The 20,769-nt window shown below is 66.5% G+C and carries 18 protein-coding genes and 1 pseudogene; 4 read left to right on the top strand and 15 right to left on the bottom strand.

Translation table 11 applies throughout. From position 1 onward, the window contains the following. Positions 1-148 precede the first annotated feature (148 nt). Both A9W99_RS13820 and A9W99_RS27785 read left to right on the top strand, forming a co-directional pair. Complete coding sequence (locus A9W99_RS13820; RefSeq protein WP_067378442.1) at positions 149-982, top strand: mycofactocin-coupled SDR family oxidoreductase; 834 nt, start codon at positions 149-151, stop codon at positions 980-982. A 166-nt stretch (positions 983-1,148) separates the two neighbouring features. Then, on the top strand, positions 1,149-1,922 hold the full coding sequence (locus A9W99_RS27785) for a superoxide dismutase family protein (RefSeq protein ID WP_067378435.1): 774 nt from the start codon (positions 1,149-1,151) through the stop codon (positions 1,920-1,922). Between the two features lie 104 nt (positions 1,923-2,026). On the opposite strand, the gene A9W99_RS13810 is transcribed toward A9W99_RS27785, so the two are convergent. Beyond that, positions 2,027-2,278, bottom strand: a complete 252-nt coding sequence (locus tag A9W99_RS13810; RefSeq protein WP_156623091.1) for a hypothetical protein — start codon at positions 2,276-2,278, stop codon at positions 2,027-2,029. 444 nt (positions 2,279-2,722) lie between these two features. Here A9W99_RS13810 and A9W99_RS13805 point away from each other — a divergent pair, with 444 nt between their 5' ends. Beyond that, positions 2,723-3,445, top strand: coding sequence for an adenylate/guanylate cyclase domain-containing protein (locus A9W99_RS13805; protein WP_067378429.1), 723 nt, complete (start codon positions 2,723-2,725; stop codon positions 3,443-3,445). Between the two features lie 113 nt (positions 3,446-3,558). Here A9W99_RS13805 and groL read toward each other — a convergent pair whose 3' ends face one another. From groL to groES, 3 genes and pseudogenes are all read right to left on the bottom strand, one after another. Beyond that, positions 3,559-5,175 (bottom strand): chaperonin GroEL, encoded by a 1,617-nt coding sequence (gene groL, locus A9W99_RS13800; RefSeq protein ID WP_067378426.1) that lies wholly within the window; start codon positions 5,173-5,175, stop codon positions 3,559-3,561. An 18-nt stretch (positions 5,176-5,193) separates the two neighbouring features. Then, positions 5,194-5,294 (bottom strand): annotated as a pseudogene (locus A9W99_RS27780) (2-isopropylmalate synthase); the annotation flags it as partial. Positions 5,295-5,367: 73 nt separating this feature from the next. Further along, on the bottom strand, positions 5,368-5,670 hold the full coding sequence (gene groES / locus A9W99_RS13795; protein ID WP_065156784.1) for a co-chaperone GroES: 303 nt from the start codon (positions 5,668-5,670) through the stop codon (positions 5,368-5,370). Between the two features lie 276 nt (positions 5,671-5,946). On the opposite strand from groES, the gene A9W99_RS13790 reads away from it, so the two are divergent. Then, positions 5,947-6,591, top strand: coding sequence for a C39 family peptidase (locus A9W99_RS13790; protein ID WP_067378507.1), 645 nt, complete (start codon positions 5,947-5,949; stop codon positions 6,589-6,591). Between the two features lie 4 nt (positions 6,592-6,595). Here A9W99_RS13790 and tsaD read toward each other — a convergent pair whose 3' ends face one another. The 11 genes from tsaD to A9W99_RS13735 all read right to left on the bottom strand — a co-directional run bounded on the left by tsaD (position 6,596) and on the right by A9W99_RS13735 (position 20,759). Further along, positions 6,596-7,630 (bottom strand): tRNA (adenosine(37)-N6)-threonylcarbamoyltransferase complex transferase subunit TsaD, encoded by a 1,035-nt coding sequence (gene tsaD, locus A9W99_RS13785; protein ID WP_067378423.1) that lies wholly within the window; start codon positions 7,628-7,630, stop codon positions 6,596-6,598. Further along, positions 7,627-8,097, bottom strand: coding sequence for a ribosomal protein S18-alanine N-acetyltransferase (gene rimI / locus A9W99_RS13780; protein ID WP_067378420.1), 471 nt, complete (start codon positions 8,095-8,097; stop codon positions 7,627-7,629). The genes tsaD and rimI overlap by 4 nt, the downstream gene beginning before the upstream one ends. Further along, positions 8,094-8,717 carry a tRNA (adenosine(37)-N6)-threonylcarbamoyltransferase complex dimerization subunit type 1 TsaB gene (gene tsaB / locus A9W99_RS13775; RefSeq protein ID WP_082929989.1) on the bottom strand — a complete coding sequence of 208 codons (624 nt, stop codon included), beginning with the start codon at positions 8,715-8,717 and terminating at the stop codon, positions 8,094-8,096. The genes rimI and tsaB overlap by 4 nt, the downstream gene beginning before the upstream one ends. Continuing rightward, entirely contained in the window at positions 8,714-9,181 is a 468-nt protein-coding gene (gene tsaE / locus A9W99_RS13770; RefSeq protein WP_067378414.1) for a tRNA (adenosine(37)-N6)-threonylcarbamoyltransferase complex ATPase subunit type 1 TsaE, read from the bottom strand. The genes tsaB and tsaE overlap by 4 nt, the downstream gene beginning before the upstream one ends. Then, the gene (locus A9W99_RS13765) at positions 9,174-10,226 is read right to left on the bottom strand and encodes an alpha/beta fold hydrolase (RefSeq protein WP_371514959.1); all 1,053 of its coding nucleotides are present in this window, start codon (positions 10,224-10,226) and stop codon (positions 9,174-9,176) included. The genes tsaE and A9W99_RS13765 overlap by 8 nt, the downstream gene beginning before the upstream one ends. 50 nt (positions 10,227-10,276) lie before the next feature. Continuing rightward, positions 10,277-11,437 (bottom strand): alanine racemase, encoded by a 1,161-nt coding sequence (gene alr, locus A9W99_RS13760; protein WP_216639726.1) that lies wholly within the window; start codon positions 11,435-11,437, stop codon positions 10,277-10,279. Positions 11,438-11,472: 35 nt separating this feature from the next. Beyond that, on the bottom strand, positions 11,473-12,837 hold the full coding sequence (locus A9W99_RS13755; RefSeq protein WP_067378405.1) for a glutamate decarboxylase: 1,365 nt from the start codon (positions 12,835-12,837) through the stop codon (positions 11,473-11,475). Positions 12,838-12,880: 43 nt separating this feature from the next. Then, positions 12,881-14,302 (bottom strand): bifunctional ADP-dependent NAD(P)H-hydrate dehydratase/NAD(P)H-hydrate epimerase, encoded by a 1,422-nt coding sequence (locus A9W99_RS13750; protein ID WP_067378402.1) that lies wholly within the window; start codon positions 14,300-14,302, stop codon positions 12,881-12,883. A gap of 147 nt (positions 14,303-14,449) precedes the next feature. Next, positions 14,450-16,327, bottom strand: a complete 1,878-nt coding sequence (locus A9W99_RS13745; RefSeq protein ID WP_067378399.1) for a S9 family peptidase — start codon at positions 16,325-16,327, stop codon at positions 14,450-14,452. Between the two features lie 3 nt (positions 16,328-16,330). Next, a complete protein-coding gene (locus tag A9W99_RS13740; protein ID WP_067378396.1) occupies positions 16,331-18,112 on the bottom strand; it encodes an N-acetylglutaminylglutamine amidotransferase in 1,782 nt (593 codons plus the stop codon). A 1-nt stretch (position 18,113) separates the two neighbouring features. Further along, positions 18,114-20,759, bottom strand: coding sequence for a carboxylate--amine ligase/circularly permuted type 2 ATP-grasp protein (locus A9W99_RS13735; RefSeq protein ID WP_172828870.1), 2,646 nt, complete (start codon positions 20,757-20,759; stop codon positions 18,114-18,116). Positions 20,760-20,769: the final 10 nt, after the last annotated feature.

The following is a 20,769-nucleotide window of genomic DNA, read 5'->3' as shown; positions in this document are numbered from 1 at the left end:
CAACGCGACACTTACATGGCTGCGCCGACACATCAAGAATGCCGCAGCCGTTTAAGTCTCGGGGCACGAAAAGTTGAGTAATCGATTACTCGATCAAGGCGAGGCCCGGCGGCGGATACTCGAATCCGATAGTCGGAAGGAGACGGTCATGGCAGGTCAATTCGACGGCAAAGTCGCGTTCATTACTGGGGCCGCGCGCGGCCAAGGCCGGTCACACGCTGTTCGGTTCGCCGAGGAGGGCGCCGACATCATCGCCGTCGATCTCTGCGATCAGATCGCCAGCGTCGCCTATCCGATGACGACCCGCGAAGATCTGGATGAGACCGTCAACCTGGTCGAGAAGACCGGCAGCCGCATCGTCGCGGAGCAGGGCGACGTCCGGGACTTCGAGAGGCTCAAAGCCGTTGTAGCCGAGGGCGTTTCCGAGTTGGGCAGGCTGGACTTCGTGCTCGCGAACGCGGGAATCCTGCCGGCGGTCGGCGAAGAACGCCATGACATCTCCGCCTACGTCGATTCGGTCGACGTGCTGCTCAACGGTGTCTACTACACGATCGAGGCCGCATTGCCCGCGCTCTTGGACCACGACGAGGGCGGCGCCATTGTGATCACCAGCTCGACGGCCGGGCTCAACAGCCTCTGTCCGACGTTCAGCAGTCGAAGCCACGGCCTGGCCGGCTACCACGCCGGCAAGCATGGCGTCGTCGGCCTGATGCGGTATTACGCAACCTCGTTGGCGGAGAAGAACATTCGGGTCAACACCGTGCATCCCACCGGTGTCAACACGCCAATGATCGTCAACGAGCCGTTTGCGCAAATGATGGCAGAACATCCCGAAGGTGCTTCCGCGTTACAAGCGGCTTTGCCGGTAGAGCTCGTCGAGGCCGCCGACGTGAGTGAGGCCATGGTGTACCTCTGCGGGCAGTCGGGCCGTTACATCACCGGGATCACACTGCCGGTGGACGGCGGAATCTCGGTGAAATAGCCAGCTTGCCGAGGTGGCAAGGTCGACGGCGGCGCACGACGACGCGTAAATGGCTGCAGAGACTCGCCGAGAACGGTCGCATGGCTTAAGTCTCGCGGAGAGCAAACCAATCTCATCGACCATTCGCAACCGTTTCGACGTCGGTAAATCCGGGTAGGCACGGCCCATGAAAAAGGGCGTATTCTTCGCGGTCGCGGCGCTTACCGCAACCATCGCACCGTTAGGCGCTTGCTCAAACCAGGGCGGTAACCAGTCCACTACGTCGCCGTCCTCTGGCGCGCCGCCCGGCACAGAGCGGATGACCACGCAGTTGAAAGGCGCCGACGGCAGTCAGGTCGGCACCGCCACAATCGATTTCACCAATGGCTACGCCACCGTGACCGTGGAAGCCGGACCGAACCACGTCCTGAGCCCTGGCTTCCACGGGCTCCGGGTCCACTCCGTCGGCAGATGTGAGGCCAGTTCGGCTGCGCCGGCGGGAGGCGCGACCGGCGACTTCTACTCCGCAGGAAGCGTCTACCAGGCGTCAGGTCACACTGGCTATCCCGCCAGCGGCGACCTAACTGCGTTGCAAGTACGGCCCGACGGCTCGGCGAAATTGGTCACCACCACTAACTCATTCACCGCCGCGGACTTGAGAAATAGCTCGGGTACCGCCCTCGTCATTCATCAAGATGTGGATTACCTCAGCAACGGCGCTGCGGGTGAGTCGGGTAAGCGGTTGGCCTGCGGCGTGATTGCAGCGGCGGCCGCGACGACGACCTCGTCTACCACGCCGACAACCACTGTCACGACGGTCATCACTACGACCGCTGTGCCGCCGGCGTCCACGAGCACGAGTACCAGCACCAGTACCGTCACTATCACCAGCGGCCCGACCACCACGTACCCGACGACGTACCCGCCGACAACGACCGTAACGACTCGCCCCGGCGGCTGACACCTACGCATGAATAGCGCCGATGGCGGTAACCGTGACCGTATTCGCTCTGCAGCGGCTTCCGCCTGCTGAGATAGAAGTCGCTCTGCCGACCGGTTAACCAATCACCTGTGCGCGAATTCGGCGAGCTTGGCATTGGCTGCCCCAGGATCTGGATCTGCATACGTCTTCGGATCGCGCTTCTTGACCCATACGAAGAAGGGGCAGGTGGTTGCGGGACCGTCTACTGCGCCCAGTTGTTCGATGTGCTTGCCGGTCGCGGCCTCGCGAAGTTCGATGTTGTACTGCACAACGTAATAGTCGACAGCAACGTGTTCGCCCGCCTCGGTCTGCAAGTCGCAAGTGAGTGACTTCACCTCGGTTCCCAGTTTGCGGGTAAGGCACGCAACAGCATTCACCGATTGGAAGTCGTCGCGGCTCACCCGGTAATCGGCGCGGGAGGCGAGTTCCAGGTGGCTCCAGTGATCGGATGTGAACTGGTTTATCGGGTCAGGCTGCTCGTCCCGGGCGAACGCAGCGATCTTTATGGCTTTTGGTATGTGGCGGCGTTACTGATTGACACTCGTGTTGTACGGCGCATATCCGCGCATGACGTGGGCGCCTGACTACCCGGATGGTTTTCCCGAAGACTCTGGGCTGAAGGTGCTCAGCAGATTGAGCAGAATTGGGGCCGCGAGCAGGGAGGACTGCCCGTCTGGCTGTTCGCGCCCGACCTCGCCGACGATCCCGCCTGGCTCAAAGCACACGCCCGATGGGAGCGGCTATCCGCAAGTCCGGGTGCCGCCGCCGCCCTGCAGCGCATGATCACCGAGATCGACGTGCGCCACCTCTTGCCGACGATCCGGGTGCCGACGCTTGTTGTGTATAGAACGGCGGATTTGGGGCATGCCGCGGGCAGCCGTTACCTCGGTGCGCACATCCCCGGCGCGAAAGTTGTTGAGCTTCTAGGCAATACCTACTTCCCGCATCTTGGGGATCAGGATGCGCTCCTGGACGAGATCGAGGAGTTCCTCACCGGTGTTCGGCCCGTGCCCGCGCCGGACCGCGTCCTGGCGACTGTGCTGTTTACCGACATCGTTTCCTCAACCGAACAAGCCGCCGCCGTGGGAGATGACGCGTGGACGCGGATGTTGGATCGTCACGACGAGGTCGTCGCCCGCGAGGTCGAGCGTCATCGCGGTCGCAGAATCAAAACGACGGGCGACGGCATGCTCGCCACCTTCGACGGCCCGGCGCGCGCCGTACGTTGCGCGCAAGCGATCCGCAACGCGGTGCAGCAGCTGGGTATCGAGGTGCGTGCGGGCCTTCACACCGGTGAGATCGAGCTCCGCGGTGCCGACATCGGTGGGATCGCAGTCCACATCGGCCAGCGCGTCTCGACTTTAGCCGGGCCGGGAGAGGTGCTTGTCTCGTCAACGGTCAAGGATTTGGTTGCCGGCTCCGGTATCACGTTCACCGACCGGGGATCCCACATGCTTAAAGGGGTCCCCGACGAATGGCGAGTGTTCGTTGTCGAGGACTGACACGACCGTCAGCAGGTGCTACCACGGCGGAAAGCGGAGAACGCCGAACGTGGGGCTTAGGTACGAAAACCTTGCGATTTCGTACCTAAGCCCCACGGTCGGGCGTCAAACAACTAATGCGCGTGGCCGTGATGGTGGTCGTGGTCGTCGGCCTTTTCAGGTTTGTCCACAACAGCCGTCTCGGTGGTGAGCACCATCCGCGCCACCGAGGCCGCATTGAGCACCGCCGACCGGGTGACCTTGACCGGGTCGATCACACCGTCGGAGGCCAAGTCGCCGTAGCTCAACGTGTCGGCGTTCAGGCCCTGGCCGGCAGGCAGCTCGCTGACCTTGTTGACGGCGACCGCGCCGTCCAGCCCGGCGTTGGTGGCGATCCAGTACAGCGGCGCGCGCAGTGCATCGGAGAACACGTCGACGCCCAGCGCCTCGTCGCCGGACAGCGAGGCACGCAACTCCTGCAGTCCCTTGCCGGCCTGGATGAGCGACGATCCACCGCCGGCGACGATGCCCTCCTCGACGGCGGCCTTGGCTGCCGCGACGGCATCCTCGACGCTCTCCTTGCGCTCCTTGAGCGCGGTCTCGGTGGCAGCACCGACCTTGATCACGGCCACCCCGCCGGCCAGCTTGGCCAGCCGCTCGGTGAGCTTCTCGCGATCCCATTCCGAGTCACTGGCCTCGATCTCGGCACGCAGCTGCTTGATGCGGTTGGCCACCGCGTCCGCCGAGCCGCCGCCGTCGACGATGATGGTGTCGTCCTTGGTGACCACCACGCGCCGCGCCGAACCCAGCACCTCGATGCCAACCTCCCGCAGCAGCAGGCCGGTGTCGGGGTTGACCACCTCGCCGCCGGTAACCACCGCAAGGTCCTGCATGAAGGCCTTGCGCCGGTCGCCGAAGTAAGGCGACTTGACGGCCACGGCTTTCAGCGTCTTGCGGATGGAGTTCACCACCAAGGTCGCCAGCGCCTCACCCTCGACGTCCTCGGCGATGATCAGCAGCGGCTTGCCCGACTCGGCAACCTTCTCCAGCAGCGGCAGCAGATCGGGCAGTGAGCTGATCTTGTCCTGGTGCAACAGGATCAGCGGGTCGTCGAGCACGGCCTCCTGGGCGTCGAAGTCGGTCACAAAGTACGCCGACAGGAACCCCTTGTCGAAGCCGACGCCCTCGGTGAACTCCAGCTCGGTGCCCAGCGTCGAGGATTCCTCGACGCTGACCACACCGTCGTGGCCGACCTTGCTCATCGCCTCACCGACCAGCTCACCGATCTGGGCGTCGCGCGACGAGACCGTCGCCACCTGGGCGATCGCGTGCTTGTCGGAAACCGGCGTGGCCGACGAGAGCAGGGCCTCGGACACCGCGTCGGCGGCCTTGCCGATGCCCGACCCGAGGGCGATGGGGTTGGCGCCGGCCGCTACCAGGCGCAGGCCGGCCTTCACCAGCGCCTGCGCCAGCACGGTCGCGGTGGTGGTGCCGTCGCCGGCGACGTCGTTGGTCTTGGTGGCCACCGACTTGACGAGCTGGGCGCCCAAATTCTCGAACGGGTCTTCCAGATCGATCTCACGCGCGACGGTCACGCCGTCATTGGTCACGGTGGGCCCGCCGAATGACTTGGCCAGCACGACATGCCGGCCGCGCGGACCCAGCGTCACCCGGACCGCGCCGGCGAGCTTGTCGACGCCGGCCTCCATGGCCCGCCGCGCGGTTTCGTCGAACTCAATGATCTTGCTCATAAGGCTCCCTGTTCATTGGTGGCGACCCGCTTCGCCCGGCTCCGCCGCGCTTGCGATCGCCACGGGGTTCATTGGTGGCGACCCGCTTCGCCCGGCTCCGCCGCGCTTGCGATCGCCACGGGCGTTAACGCATGCCGCCCCGGAAATCGCCCGCGGAGAAACGCGGGGATCGCCGGGGCGGAACACGGTGTCTTACTTGTTGACGACAGCCAGCACGTCGCGTGCCGACAGGATCAGGTACTCCTCGCCGCCGTACTTGATCTCGGTACCGCCGTACTTGCTGTAGATGACGGTGTCGCCCTCTGCGACGTCCAGCGGGATCCGCTTCTCGCCGTCCTCGTCCCAGCGGCCGGGGCCGACTGCGACGACGGTGCCCTCCTGGGGCTTCTCCTTGGCGGTGTCAGGAATGACCAGACCGGACGCGGTCGTGGTCTCGGCCTCGTTGGCCTGTACGAGAATCTTGTCCTCGAGTGGCTTGATGTTCACCTTCGCCACGATTGGAGCCCTCCACTAGTTCGTTCGGGTTCGGGGCATCCACCCCGACCAGAGTTGGCGGTCGGTCGGGGGCTTGCCCCCGAACCGTCCGAATTACCAGGTGATTCGGCATCCGTCCGGGTCCAAGCGCCGTCGTCGCGGGTGCCGGCACAGGGCTCGTCCGATTGCCACCTAGCACTCTATACACGAGAGTGCTAGCACTCAAGGGCGGCCCGGCGCTTCCTGGTCGACATGCTCTTTCAGGAATCCGTCAGGAGCGAGGCGAATAATGCGCGCATGTTCACGGGCATCTTCAATATCAACCGCATTCTCGCCCTGGCCACGGTGATTGTCGCCGCCACCATCGGACTGGCCGGCGTCGCGTGGGCCGACCCCAACGGTCAGATGTACGGCGACCCCGGAGCCGCCGCCCCCTACTGGCGGTATCAGCACCAGGAAGATTGCGGCCTGATGGCCGTCGCCGACGTGGTCGGCCAGCTCACCGGAAGGGAGCCCTCCCAGGTCGGCATCGAGCTACGCGGCGTGTTCACTAAAAGCGAAGTCCACCACGGCAGCATCTACCGCTTCGACGGCACCTCGCCCGAAGACCTGGTCGTGCTGCTGGGCAAATACGGCATCCAATCCGACCTCACGACCGGCAACACCATGGAGGGCTTGGAGCAGGATCTGGCCGGCGGCCACAAAGTGATCGCCGCGGTCAACGCCGAAACCATCTGGAACTACCCCGCGGGCAAGGGGCAGCGGACTCAGGTCGACCACGCCGTGGTCGTGACCGGTGTCGACACCCGCACCGGCATCGTCCATCTCAACGACAGTGGCACCCCCACCGGCCGCGACGAGCAGATCCCGATGGCCACCTTCACGCAAGCCTGGTCCACCGGAAACAACCTGCTCATCGTCACCCGGCAAACCGGCCGCTGACCCGTCAGGGCAGCTGCCCTCTGACAACCGGCAGGCCGGGGTCGCTGGGGACGTCCAGCGGCGACGGCTGCGCCCCCGCGGCAATAAGGTGCGCGGCGAAGGCGGCGATCATGGCGCCGTTGTCGGTGCACAGCCGCGGCCTGGGGATCCGCAACGTCAAACCGGCTACGGCACAACGCCTTTCGGCCAGTTCGCGCAGCCGGGAATTCGCGGCCACGCCCCCCGCGATCAGCAGGGTCGACACACCGAGCTCCGTGGCCGCCCGCACCGCCTTCTTGGTCAGCACATCGGCGACGGCCTCCTGGAAGCCGGCCGCGACGTCGGCGGTCCGGAACTCGGGGTGACTCTCCACATAGCGGGCCACGGCGGTCTTGAGCCCGGAGAAGCTGAACGCATACCGGTCGTCGGCCGGGCCGGTCATGCCTCGCGGGAAGATGGGGATCTCCGCGGCCTCCCGGCCGCAGGTGCGGGCCAGATCGTCGAGTACCTTGCCGCCCGGATAGCCCAGCCCCAGCAGCCGCGCCACCTTGTCGTACGCCTCGCCGGCGGCGTCGTCGACGGTGCTGCCCAGCTCGACGATCGGCTCGCCCAGCGACCGCACGTGCAGCAGGTGGGTATGACCGCCGGACACCAGCAACGCCACGCATTCGGGCAGCGGCCCGTGCTCGTAGACATCGGCGGCCAGGTGCCCGCCCAAATGGTTCACGGCGTAGAACGGCACTCCCCAGGCGGCCGAATACGCTTTGGCCGCAGCAACTCCCACCAGCAAGGCGCCGGCCAGCCCGGGCCCGATGGTGGCGGCGACGACATCGGGCCGGCTCAGATCGGCCGTGGCCAGCGCGCGCCGCATCGCGGGACCGAGCGCTTCCAGGTGCGCCCGGGAGGCGATCTCGGGTACGACGCCACCGAACCGGACGTGCTCGTCGACGCTGGATGCCACCTCGTCGGCCAACAGCGTGACGGTGCCGTCGGCGTCGAGCCGCGCGATGCCCACACCGGTTTCGTCGCACGAGGTCTCGATGGCCAGGATGGTCGTCACTGCGCGCCCCTCCGCATGGTGTAAGCGTCGGCGCCGCTGACCCGGTAGTAGCGCCGGCGCAGGCCCACCTGGTCGAAGCCGACGCTGCGATATAGGGCGATGGCCGCCTCGTTGTCGGTGCGGACCTCGAGGTAGACGACCCCGTCGCCGGCGAATTCCAGCAGTTCGTTGAGCAGCCGGCGCCCGATGCCCCGTCCCTGATAGACGGGGTCGACACCGATGGTGTGCACTTCGTACTCGAACGGCGGCTTACGGCCCAACCGCGAGATGCCGGCGTAGCCGACCAGCGTGCCGTCGGCGGTGCGGGCGCACACATAGTGGTTGTGGGTGCTGGCCAGTTCGCGGTTGAACGCGACCGCCGGCCACGGGTCGTCGCCGTCGAACAGCTGGGCTTCCAGTTCTGCGCAGCGACCGGCGTCGGCGGGGGTGAGCGCGCCGACGGTCACGGGTTCGATATGGGCGGTCACGTTCGAGCCGCCAAGGGCTTGGCATCCGGCCGGCGCAGGTATAACGGCACCAGCGGCGCCGGTTCGGCGGCCCAGTCCGAAACCGCGGCCACCAAACCCGCGGGCGCCGGGGACGCCGGGCCGGATACCGGCAGGCCGAACAGCGCCGCGTGCTCGGGCGAGCCGGCGACCGTGCGCGCGGGGCCGGGGTCGACGTCGGCGGGCGCGGCGACGGCGGGTCCATGAGTCCGAATCCCTTCGCGGTAACGCGCCCAGTAGATTTCGCGCCGCCGGGCGTCGGTGACCACCAGCGTGTCGCCAGTGGTCTGCACGCCGATGGCGTCCAGGCTGCACACCCCGTGGACCGGAACGTCCAACGCGTGGCCGTACGCGGCCGCCGTGGCCATGCCGGCCCGCAGACCGGTGAACGGGCCGGGACCGCAGCCGACCACCACCGCGTCGAGATCCGCCATCGTCAGCCCGGCATCGGCTAGAGCGGCCAGCACGTTCGGTGTCAGCCGCTCGGCGTGCGCCCGCGCGTCGACGGTTACCCGCTCGGCTAGCGCAGCGCCGTCCTCGAGTCGGACGATGCCCGCCGTCACCGCCGCCGTGGCGGTGTCGAGAGCCAAGATCACCGTCACGAGCGACTCCATTCCCAGGTCGCGATCCGAACGTCGGAATGGCTGACGCGTTCCAGGCGGACGTCGAGGTGCCGATCGGACAGCCGCTCCGCGAGGCCCTCGCCCCACTCCACCACGACTACCGCATCGTCGAGTTCGGCGTCGAGGTCCAGCGAGTCTAGTTCGGCCAGCAGATCGGCGCCGCGATGATCCAACAGCCGATAGACGTCGACGTGGATCATCGCCGGACCGTCCGGCCGCCTGGCCGGGTGTACGCGGGCCAGCACGAACGTCGGCGAGGTGACCGGGCCGTCGACATCCATGGCCGCGGCAATACCCTTGGCCAACACCGTTTTTCCGGCGCCCAATGGCCCCGATAGCACCACCACGTCACCCGCACGTAGCTGCTCGCCCAGCCGGGCACCCAGCGCCACGGTGTCCTCCACGTGCTCCAAAGTCGCTGTGCCGGAGGATCCGTCACGCATGGTGCCGCCACCTATCCCGGAATCTGCGGTAGCGCAACGCCATCTTGTTCGGCGTGACTCGATCGACCAGGCGGATGAGTCCGTCGTTGATCGGATCGGGCTTCTCGAGCAACGCCAAATGGCTTGCCCCGGTCACGATGACCAGCTCGGACTGCGGCATGCAGCCGGCCATCTTGCGGGAGTATTCGTCCGGGGTGAGCAGGTCGTGGTCGCCGCACGCGACCAGGGTCGGGATTTTCAGCAGCGTCCACAGCCCGGCGGTTTCGTCGTGCACCTCCAGGGCGTGCAGAAATCCGATCAGGGTGGGGATCGGGGTGCCGTTCATCATCCGCTGGGAGAACGCGTCCAGGCTCCGGCTGATGCGCAGGTCGCTGTACGACGCGGCGCGCAGGATCGGGCCGATCAGCGACCGCGAGGCGGTGCGTCCTCGGTGCATCAGCTTCGGCGCGGAGCGAGCTGTGAACCGGACCGCTTCCAGCGCAGGGTTTTTCAAGAACTCACCCAACGGCGACCTGGAAACTCCTTCGGCCGCAGATGAAATCAACGCGGCGCCTACGATCCGGCGGCCATAGCGCTCTGGATACTGCCGGGCATGCGACAGCACCGTCATGCCGCCCATCGAATGACCGACCAACACGATCGGCCCGTGGGGAACCACCGCCTGCAGCACGGTTTCCAAGTCCTGCCCGAGCTGGGTCAGGGTGTAGCTGTCAGGCTCGGCCTCGCCCGACAACCCGTGCCCGCGATGGTCATAGAACACCATCCGCACGCCTGGGCCCCACCGCTGTCCGAGCCGCGTCCGCTGAAAATGGAAAGCGCCCATGCGTAGGCAGAATCCGTGGACGAAGACCAGCGTCAGCGGTGCGTCCACCGGACCGGCTTCGCGCACGGCCAGCTGCACCCCGTCGGGCGTCGTCACCACTCGGGCACGGTCGCTGTCGAACCGCTCGAAATCCTCGTCAGCCCAGGGGTCTTCGCGATCAGCGGCCCGTTCGGCCAGCGAGCGCCGCGCCGAAGCACCTACGATCGTGGCGACAGCGGTCAGGCCGGCACCTCCCGCAAGCCAGGCGCTGCGCTTGCGAGTTTGCTTATCGCTCAACGTTTCTCGGCCTCGCGATAGGTCCTGGTGATACGCCCGCGCGGGCTGGTGACCACCTCGTAGTGGATGGTGCCGAGCAGATCCGCCCAGTCCTGCGCGGTGGGTTCGCCTGAGCTGCCGGGCCCGAACAGGACAGCCTCGTCGCCCTCGGCGACATCCACGCGGCCCGGGCCCAGGTCCACGACGAACTGGTCCATGCAGATCCGCCCGACGCCGGGATATCGCCTTCCGTTGATCAGTACCTCCAGACGCCCGCCCAACGAGCGGAATACGCCGTCGGCGTAGCCGACAGGCATTAGCGCCAACGTGGTATCACGCTGCGCGACCCAGGTGTGCGCATACGACACGCCTTCCCCTGCGCGGATCGGCTTCACCAGCGAGACAGCGCATTTCACCGTCATCGCTGGAATCAGCCCCATATCGCCGAGCTGCGGCACCGGGCTCAGACCGTACACCGCGATGCCCGGCCGCACCAGGTCGAAGGCCAGGTCGGGTCGCGACATGGTCGCCGACGAGTTCGACAGGTGTGCCACCTCGAATCGCACGCCCAAGTCGCAGGCCTGCTCTAGCATTTCGGTAAACCGTTGAGCCTGAATGTCATTGATGGGGTTTTCGGGTTGGTCGGCGTAGACCATGTGGGACATCAGCCCGCGCATCCGGATGGCATCCTCGGCGACAGCCTGACGCAACGCGGTCAGCACCGCAGGGAATTGCGCCGCTGCCACGCCGTTGCGGTTCAGCCCGGTGTCCACCTTCACCGTCACCGTGGCCGGCTGGCCGGTCCGGCGGACCGCGTCCAGCAGCTCGTCGACCTGGCGTACCGACGACACCGCGATCTCCACGTTTCCCAGCAGCGCGGGCGCGAAGTCCACGCCCGGTGGATGCAGCCAGGCCAGCACCGGCGCGGTGATGCCGTCGGCACGCAGCGCCAGTGCCTCCTCGACGGTGGCGACACCGAGCTCGGCCGCACCGGCAGCCAGGGCGGCGTGGGCGACCCGGACCGCGCCGTGGCCGTAGCCGTCGGCCTTGACAACAGCCATGACCTGCGCGGCGCCGGCGTGCTCGCGCAGCACCCGCACGTTGTGCTCAATGGCGCCCAGGTCGACGACGGCCTCGGCCAACAGGCCCGGCGTCAGCGAGATCGGCGTAACGGCCACGGCGACCATTGTCCCAGAGCCGAAAAACTGCCGGACTAGTGCGCGAAGTGCTGCGCGTCGTAGTGCCCGCCTGGCTTGATCTTGTCCAGCGAGGCCAGCGCCTTGGCGGCATCGTCGTGCAGCGCGCGGGCCAGGTCGGAAGAGAGTCCCTCGCGCACCACGATGCGCAACACCGTTACGTCGGTGGCGTTGTCGGGCATGGTGTAGGCGGGCACCTGCCACCCGAAAGTCCGCAGCTCGTGGGAGACGTCGAACTCGGTGTAGCCGCGATCCTTGGCCAGCCGGAAGGCGACCACCGGGATCGCCGAGCCGTCGGAGATCAGCTCGCAGTGTTCCCCGTTTCGCAGTTGCTCGCCCAGCCAGCGCGCGGTCGACGACAGGGCCTGCATCACCTTGGTGTAGCCGTCGCGGCCCAGCCGAAGGAAGTTGTAGTACTGGCCGACGACCTGATTTCCGGGGCGAGAGAAGTTCAGCGTGAACGTCGGCATGTCGCCGCCCAGATAGTTGACCCGGAAGACCAGGTCCTCGGGCAGGTACTCGGCACTGCGCCACACCACGAACCCGATGCCGGGGTAGGTGAGCCCGTACTTGTGTCCGCTGACGTTGATCGACACCACCCGGGGCAGCCGGAAATCCCACTCCAGGTCCGGGTGCAGGAATGGCACCACGAAGCCGCCGCTGGCGGCGTCGACGTGCACGGGGACGTCCACACCGCCGCCGGCTGTTAGTTTGTCCAGCGCCGCGCAGATCTGCGCAACAGGCTCGAGTTCACCGGTATACGTGGTGCCCAGGATCGCGACCACGCCGATGGTGTCCTCGTCGACGGCATCGACGACCTGCTCGGGGGTGATGACGTAGCGCCCCTCTTCCATCGGCAGGTAGCGCGGTTCGACGTCGAAATAGCGGCAGAACTTCTCCCAGACCACCTGCACGTTGGAACCCATCACCAGGTTGGGCGTGCGGCCCTTCCAATCTTTGCCGACCTTTTGCCGCCAGCGCCATTTCATCGCCAGCCCGCCCAGCATCACCGCCTCGCTGGAGCCGATGGTGGACACCCCGCAGGCGCTGGACGGGTCCTGGTCGCTGAGGTTTTCGGCGTGGAACAAGTCGGCAACCATGCATACGCAGCGCTGCTCGATGGCCGCGGTCGCCGGGTATTCGTCTTTGTCGATCATGTTCTTGTCGAAAGTCTCGGCCATCAGTTTTCCGGCCTGTGGGTCCATCCAAGTGGTGACGAACGTGGCCAGGTTCAGCCGCGAACTGCCGTCCAGCATCAACTCGTCATGGATGAAGCGGTACGCCGCCTCGGGATCCATCGACTCGTCGGGCATCCGCAGCGCCGGTACCGGCGCGGTGAACATACGGCCGGTGTAGGCGGGGGCGATCGAATGCAGGGCCATCAACTGATGACTGTGGGACACGGCGGAATCCTTTCGGTGCTGGTTACAAGGAGGCCAGGGCGGTCCGGATGTGGTGCAGAATTCGCGAAGCCGACGTCGGCGCGTCGCCGGGTCCCGGGTCGGCCGCCGAAGCCGCAGCGGCGCGGGCGTGCACGAAGGCCGCGGCAGCGGCGGCCTCACCGGCCGGCAGGCCGGACGCCAGCAGGGCGCCGATCATGCCGGACAGCACGTCGCCGGACCCGGCAGTGGCCGCCCAGGACTGACCGGCCGGGTTCAGGTACACCGGCCCGCCCGGATCGGCGATGACGGTGACGTTGCCCTTCAGCAACACCGTGGCCCCGAACGCGTCGGCCAGCTTGCGGCACGCGCCGACGCGGTCCTCCCCCGGCGGTGCGCCGGCCAGCCGGGCGAATTCGCCGGCGTGCGGGGTGAGCACCGTGGGCGCGCTGCGGTTGACGACCAGGTCGGGGTGGGCGGCCAGGATGGTGAGCCCGTCGGCGTCGACGATCACCGGCAGGTCGGTCTCCATCGCGAACCACAGCGCGGCCGCGCCGGCGTCGTCGGTGCCCAGCCCCGGCCCGACGACCCAGGCCTGCACCCGCCCTGCCGCCGCCGGGGTGGGCGACGCGATGACCTCGGGCCACTGGGCGAGTACCTCGCGGTGTGCGCTTCCCGCGTACCGGACCATGCCGGACGTGGCTGCGACGGCGGCACCGGTACACAGCACCGCGGCACCCGGATACGTCGACGAGCCGGCCATCACCCCGGTGACGCCCTGGGTGTACTTGTCGTCGCGGGGACCGGGCACCGGCCAGCGGGCGAGCACATCGGCCGCCTCGAAACCCAGCATGTCGGTGGGCGGCAGGTCCAGCCCGATGTCGATCAACGTGACGCGGCCGCAGTCGGCGAGCGCGTGTACGAGTTTGAGGCCGCCGAAGGTCACCGTCAGCGCGGCGCGTACCGCGGGACCGGTGATGGCTCCGGTCGCCACGTCGACTCCACTCGGTATGTCGACGGCCACCACCGGGATCCCGTCGCCAGCGACACCGTCGAACACCTCGGCTGCGGCCGTCCGCAGCGGGCCGGAGCCGGATATGCCCACCACCCCGTCGATGACGAGATCGGTTGTCGGCAAGACACTTTCGACAACGCGGCCGCCGGCTTTGGTGAACGCCGCCAGCGCTTTGCGGTGAGTGCGGTCAGGCTTGAGCAGCACCGCATCGGCGGCCGCCCCCCGACGACGCAGGAACGTCGCCGCCCACAGCGCGTCACCGCCGTTGTCACCGGAGCCCACTACCGCGCACAGCCGGCGGCCGGTGACCCCGCCGGTGCGCGCGGTCAGTTCGCGGATGATCTCGGTGGCCAGTCCGTACGCCGCGCGCCTCATCAGCGCCCCATCGGGCAGGCTGGCCAGCAGCGGCGCTTCGGCCTCGCGGATCTGGTCTGCAGAGTAGTAATGCCGCATCAAGGCCAGCTTTCCATGCTCGCCCACGAACTACACACAGCACTTGTAGGACTCGTCCGTAGGTCTCCCTCGCCGAACGTGGGTGTTATGCATGAAAAAGGACCGAAACGAGTGCGTATCCCCCACACTCGACGCGCTCATAGGACACTAAACAGCCGCGCGCCCACCGCCTTTCGTAGCTTCGAATGCCCTGGTCAGCCACTCACTCATTGCCGCGGCCAGCGCCTCCCGATTCTCGCGCTTGACGATCTCGTGTCCGTCGTCGCTGAAGAGCAGGTAGCGCACGTCGCGACCAGCCTGGCGCAGCGCGTCGACGATCTGGTCCGATTCGCTGACCGGAACATTGCTGTCGTTGGCCCCATGTACCACCAGCAGCGGCGCGGTCAAGGCGTCGATCCTGCGCAGCGGCGATAATTGCTCGAGTAACACGCGGTCGTTGACCGGGTGGCCGTACTCCGGATATGCGGCTTCGGCGATCCATGGTTCGGTGTGACGGTAAAAGGTGGTGAGGTCGCTCATCCCGCAGATGCTGATGCCCGCCGCGAACAATTCGGGGTGGAACGTGAGTGCCGCCAAGGTCAGAAAGCCGCCGTACGACCTGCCCGCGCACGCAACGCGCCGTGGGTCAGCCAGGTCGTTGTCCACAAGGAAGCGCACACAGTCAGCGACGTCGTCGATGGCCGCAAATCGTTTCTCTTTGTCGTCGGCGTGGACGAAGGTCCGGCCAAACCCACCGGAGCCGCGGACATTCGGCACCAGCACGGTGATCCCGTCGTTGACCAATCGCGCAAAGACCTCGCTGTAATCGGGCCGGGACTGACCCTCTGGCCCTCCATGCAGGTAGACCACCGCGCCCCCAACGCCACTGTTTGCTGCCGACCGGTACAGCCATGCGTTCAGGCTCAGCCCGTCGCGCGCGGTGATTGTCTCTGGTCCTGTCGAGGCGGTGAATCCCGGGATCACCGGACCGCGACTGGGTTCGCGGTCGATGGGTTCCCATTCACGCGAGCGCGGGTTGACCAGCTCGACGGTGGGAGGCATGGCCGGCCCTTCGACCGTCATCGCGATCATCGAGCCACCGGCGCTGATGGACAGCTCGGTTGCGACCAGACCGGGCAGCGCGATCGGTTCGGTCATCGTGTAGTCGGCGTATTCGAGGATCTGTAACTCGCTGCGGCCCTGCAGGTTCCACAGCAATGCGACAGTGGAAAGGTCGTCGCTGACAGCGAACTCATCGAGATCACAGTCCGCGCGCTCGGCCACGACAAAGTAGGTGACGCCGTCTCGCGTCACCGTTACTTCCAGCAGCCGGGCGTGCTCGCATCCGTTGTCGCTGCGGATCAGCGCCCTTACGTATCCCGGGCCACCTAATCCCGGGTAGTACAGCTTGGTCAGCTCCCCGGTGGGGCCGTAACGAACGCGTCGGGGGTGGTGGTCGTCGAGGATGACGCCGTCGTCGGTCGTGGACCCGGGATCGGAAGGCAGCAGAGCGATGTCGGTCTGCTCGTACCGCATGATCATTTCGTGGTAGCCGCGTGGCCCGACCCGAATCAGCGACGCCTCGGCCCACGCATCGACTAGTCGGCCGCCGGATCGGCGGTCCAACACGGTGCAATGGCCGTCGGCCGGATCGATCAGAGAAGACTGCCCAATTCCGTCCTCGCCCGTCAGGATCGCCGACACTCGGGTGCCGTCCCACCCGATCAACTCAGCGGTCCCGGCCGTTTGGCTGTCTATACGCCGGGCCATCCGGTCGTCGGGATCGGTGGTGACGACCCAAATCTGGTGACGGGTGCTCCCCCCGGGAGCTACCTCACACGCCAGCCACTGGCCGTCCGCGGAGTGGATGACACGGGAAACCGGTCCCTCGACCGGTAATACGACATCTCTCGACGAGCTGGCCCGACGGCCGCGCAGAAAGCGTTGCACCGCACGGGGATAACCGCCCTCGTCGATCAGGTGAGCGAACGCCGTCGCGTCCGGGGACAGTGACGCGCCGTAGGTGGTGCGCACCCGCTGCTCCATCGCTCAGGCCTCCATGCTCTGCAGCCACATCTCCAGCACCGCCAGTTGCCACAACGCATTTGAGCCCAGCGTGGTCCGTGTCTGGTTCGGTGCGGCCAACAGCGCCTTGACGGCGTCGGGGCGGTACAGTCCGCGGGTGCGGGCCGCATCGTTGGTCAGCGCGTCGTGCACCATGTCGAGCACCTCGCCGTGCAGATGGCGGATGCCTGGTACCAGGAAGTGTCCCTTGGTCCGGTCGATCACCTCCGACGGCAGTAGCGCTCTCGACGCGTCTTTGAGCACACCCTTGCCGCCCGACGCCAGCTTCAACTCGGGCGGGCAGGTGGCTGCCAGCTCGACGAAGTCGTGATCGAGGAACGGCACGCGCCCCTCGAGACCCCACGCCATCGTCATCGAGTCGACGCGCTTGACCGGATCGTCGACGAGCATGACCTCGGTGTCCAGCCGCAGTGCCGCGTCCACCGCCGAGTCGGCCCCGGGCGCTGCGTGATGCGCAGCCGCGAAGTCACGGCTGACGTCGACGTCAATCCCGTACTCGGGGGCGAAGATCGACAGCACATCGTCGTGGCTGCGGTCGAAGAACACTTTGGCGTAGGCCTCGGTCGCCTGTTCCCGGGCGATATTAGCCAGCGGCGGATACCACGAATAGCCGGCCAGGATCTCGTCGGCGCCCTGCCCGGACTGCACCACCTTCAGCGATTTACTGACTTGTTCTGAGAGCAGGTAAAAGGCCACGCAATCGTGGCTCACCATCGGTTCGCTCATCGCCGCAATGGTTTTCGGCACCGCAGGCGTCAGGAGCGAGGCGTCGATGTGGATCTGGTGATGGTCGGTGTCGAACGTCTTCGCGATCAGGTCGGAATAGAAGTACTCGTCGCCGGCGTCGCCGTCGGACGAGTCGAAACCGACGGTGAAGGTGGCCAACCCGTGCTGGCCCTGCTCTGCAAGGAGCGCCACCACGATCGAAGAGTCGATGCCTCCGGACAGCAGAACGCCGACCGGTACGTCGGCGACCATCCGTCGTATGACGGCCGTGCGCAGCGCCTCCATCAACGCGGCCTCCCAGTCACGGGTCGACCAAGACGCCTTGGCCGGATCGCGGCCGAACGCCGGTGTCCAATACACGGTGTCGGCGTGTGAACCGTCAGGCTGAATCACCCGCACCGTCGCCGGGGGGAGCTTGCGCACTCCGCGGTAGATCGTGCGCGGCGCCGGCACCACCGAGTGGAAGGTCATGTAGTGGTGCAGCGCATGACGATCCAGTTCGGTGTCCACGCCGCCCGGGGCAAGCAACGCCCGCGGTGTGGAGGCGAACCGCAGCCGGCCGGGCGCCGACGCCAGATAGAGCGGCTTGATGCCCAGTCGGTCCCGCGCCAGCGTCACCACACCGGTGTCGCGCTCGGCGATGGCAAACGCAAACATCCCCTTGAACTTCTCGACGCACCGCACGCCCCACCTATGGAACGCCTTGATCACGACCTCGCTGTCGGCGGTCGAGAAGAAGCGGTACCCCACGGCTTGAAGTTGGTTGCGCAGCTCCTGGTAGTTGTAGATGCAGCCGTTGAATACCAACGTCAACCCGAGCTCGGCATCAAGCATCGGCTGTGCCCCGTGGGCGGATAGGTCGATGATCGCCAGTCGCCGATGCCCGAGAGCGACGGGTCCATGAGCCACCACGCCGTCGGCATCGGGTCCGCGCGAGGTCATTGCGCCGGTCATCCGGGCGACCGCCGCGACATCGGCCGCTCGTCCGTCCCAGCGGATCTCACCGCAGATACCGCACATATCACCCACTTCCCTTGGATTCAGCCCGCCCGTCGGCCCGGGAATTCTCAAGAATCCAGGTGTCTTTACTGCCCCCGCCGAACGACGAGTTGACGATTCGCGACCCGCGGCTGGCGACTCGCGTCAGCGCCGCAGGCATCACGTGCGCCGACGTCTGACCGCTGCTGCCGGCCCTAAGGTGAACGAACGCCCGCAGGTCGACGTGATGAGGGTATAGGCCATCACCGTCGAAGGTCGGATGGGTGGACAGGTTGATCACCTCTTGGGCGATGAACCGCTCCGGCTGTATTTCCAGCTCTCGTCGGCGTGCGTCTAGTGCGGCATCGGAGGCTTCCGGCCCGATCAGCACACCGCTTCCGCCCAACCCGTCGATCGGTTTCACTACCAGCTCGCCCAGGTTGGCCAGGACGAAATCACGCTGTTCGCGCTCAGCGCAGATCCAGGTCGGCACCTGAGCCAGACGGGGCTTTTCGCCCAGGTAGTACTCGATCATGGCTGGAACGTAACTGTAGATCGCCTTGTCGTCGGCCACTCCATTCGCGAGGGCATTGGCGATGGTCAGGTTGCCCTCGGTGATCGCGTCAAGCAGGCCCGGCCGCAGTGGCACGCCGTCGTATCCGGTAGAAGACAGCAGCATGTCCTCGTCCATCCGCGCGTAGACGACGTCGATGGGCCGGACGTTTGAACCGACATGCTGCACCAGCTTCCCGTCGCGAACCGACAACTCTGACGGCTGCACCAACGCAATCGACATTTCCTCAGCGAGAAACGTGTGTTCGAACCACGCGGAGTCTTCCCAGCCAGCGGACAGCAGTACCACCCTGGGCTCGTCCGGCGCGTGCGCCGGTGCCGCTGCACGCAGAGTTTCGAGCAGCATCTGGGGGGTCCGGTCGGCGTCCTCGATCGCGCCAGGCGGTTGCAGCTCTGGGAAGTACCTGCTTAGCAACCGGTGGTTGACGATCGCGTACGCGACGCCGGACGGCACTCGCAGATTGTCCTCGAGCACCATCCAGTGACCAGCACGGTCGCACACGATATCGGTACCGCTGATGTGCGCTCGGACCGTGTTGCCTGCCAGGCGGCCCGTCGAGCGGAAGCCTGGGGCCCGGTCGAGAACGTGCACACCCATGATCCCGTCCGCCACGATTGCCTGCTCGGAGTAGATGTCCCGAAGGAACGCATCCAGCGCCGTGGCCCGCTGGCTCAGGCCTTCGGCAAGCTGCGCCCACTCCTCGGCGATTACGATGCGCGGTAACAAGTCGAGCGGAAACAGCTGAGCTCGGCTCTGACCGGTCACGCGGAAGGTGACGTTGTCGGCGCGCTGCTCCTGCTCTATGGCCGCCTCCCGGGACCGCAGCTTCGCCGCGCCAAGGCCGGCAATGGTGTCGAGGACGTTCCGATAATGAAGTCGTGGCTCACCGTTGGGGTCGACCGCTTCGTCATAGCTGAGGTCGAGATGGCGGCGGCCCGCATCGACAACCGGTTTGCTGCCGGGGTGGTAACCGTACAGCAAAGTGGGGTCGTCCCCGACCGTGATCGCCAGGCTTTGTTCGTACCTGGCCGTCTCGGCGATCAGCTGATCAACCACGTCGGTGAGACGTCCGCGACGGCGCAGCGCCCGACGTTGCCGAGCCGACGACGTACCCGCGGTCAGCGCTTTACGGCTCAACTCGCTCACGGTGTCCCAATCACCGCTTTGCTCCAGTTGCGGGCGTAATGAGTCGACCAGCTCGGTCACCACCTCTGACGCCGGGCGGCTGACCGGGCCACTCACGTCGACCAGCTCGCCCTCCAGCCCCGACCGGGCGGCTCGCCACAGCGCGGCCCGCCCAAGCGCCGGGGACAGGATCGTCGGGGCGACGCCGGTCCGCGCCGCCTCGCCCTCGCGCTCGACCAGAGCCCGGAATAACCCGGCAATCAGCAAGACAGTGTCCACGGATGGGCAACTGTCGCACACCCGCAGTTCCAATGTCGGCGCGGAATTCGACGGCCGGACGTCGAAGTACACCATTCCGGAATCGCTGATGACTCCGCTGGCCACCAAGTCGTTGACCAGCTCGTCGTATTCTTTGGCCGATTGCACCGGGGCGGACAGGCCAGTCGTGGGCCAGCGCTGCCAGACCAGCGTGCGCATGCTCGCATAGCCGGTGTCCGAGCCATCTGCCGCGAACGGCGAACTGGCCGACAGCGCCAGCAGCGTGGGCAGGAACGCACCCACTCGATGGCCCACCGCGACCGCCTCGTCGCGGTTGTCGACGCCGACGTGCACTTGAGTGCCGCAGATTAACTGCTCGCGTGCCAACAGTTGGTAGTCGGCGAGCATTTGCCGATATCGCGGAGTCCTAGTGACCTGCATTTCGGCCGGTACCGACAACGGAACCGTTCCTGCGGCCACTACCCCTACGCCAATGCCGGCTGCGGCTTCAGCGAGGATCCGGCGGTGCCGGACGAGTTCACCGCGCAAACCTTCGAGTGAATCGACCACCCGGGTGTTCGTTTCGACGACGCAACGCTGCAGTTCCGCGACATACTCCCCGCTCAGCTCGGCAAGAAGTTCGGGGGCACGTGCGGTGAGTCGCCTTGTCTTCAGATCGACAAGGTGAAACTCCTCTTCTGCGCCCAGCGTTCGCGGCGACATGCGTCGCATTCAGCCACGT

Origin of the sequence: Mycobacterium sp. 1164966.3, assembly GCF_001665395.1 — a bacterium.
GTDB lineage: Bacteria > Actinomycetota > Actinomycetes > Mycobacteriales > Mycobacteriaceae > Mycobacterium.
This window is presented reverse-complemented; position numbering and strand designations above follow the sequence as displayed.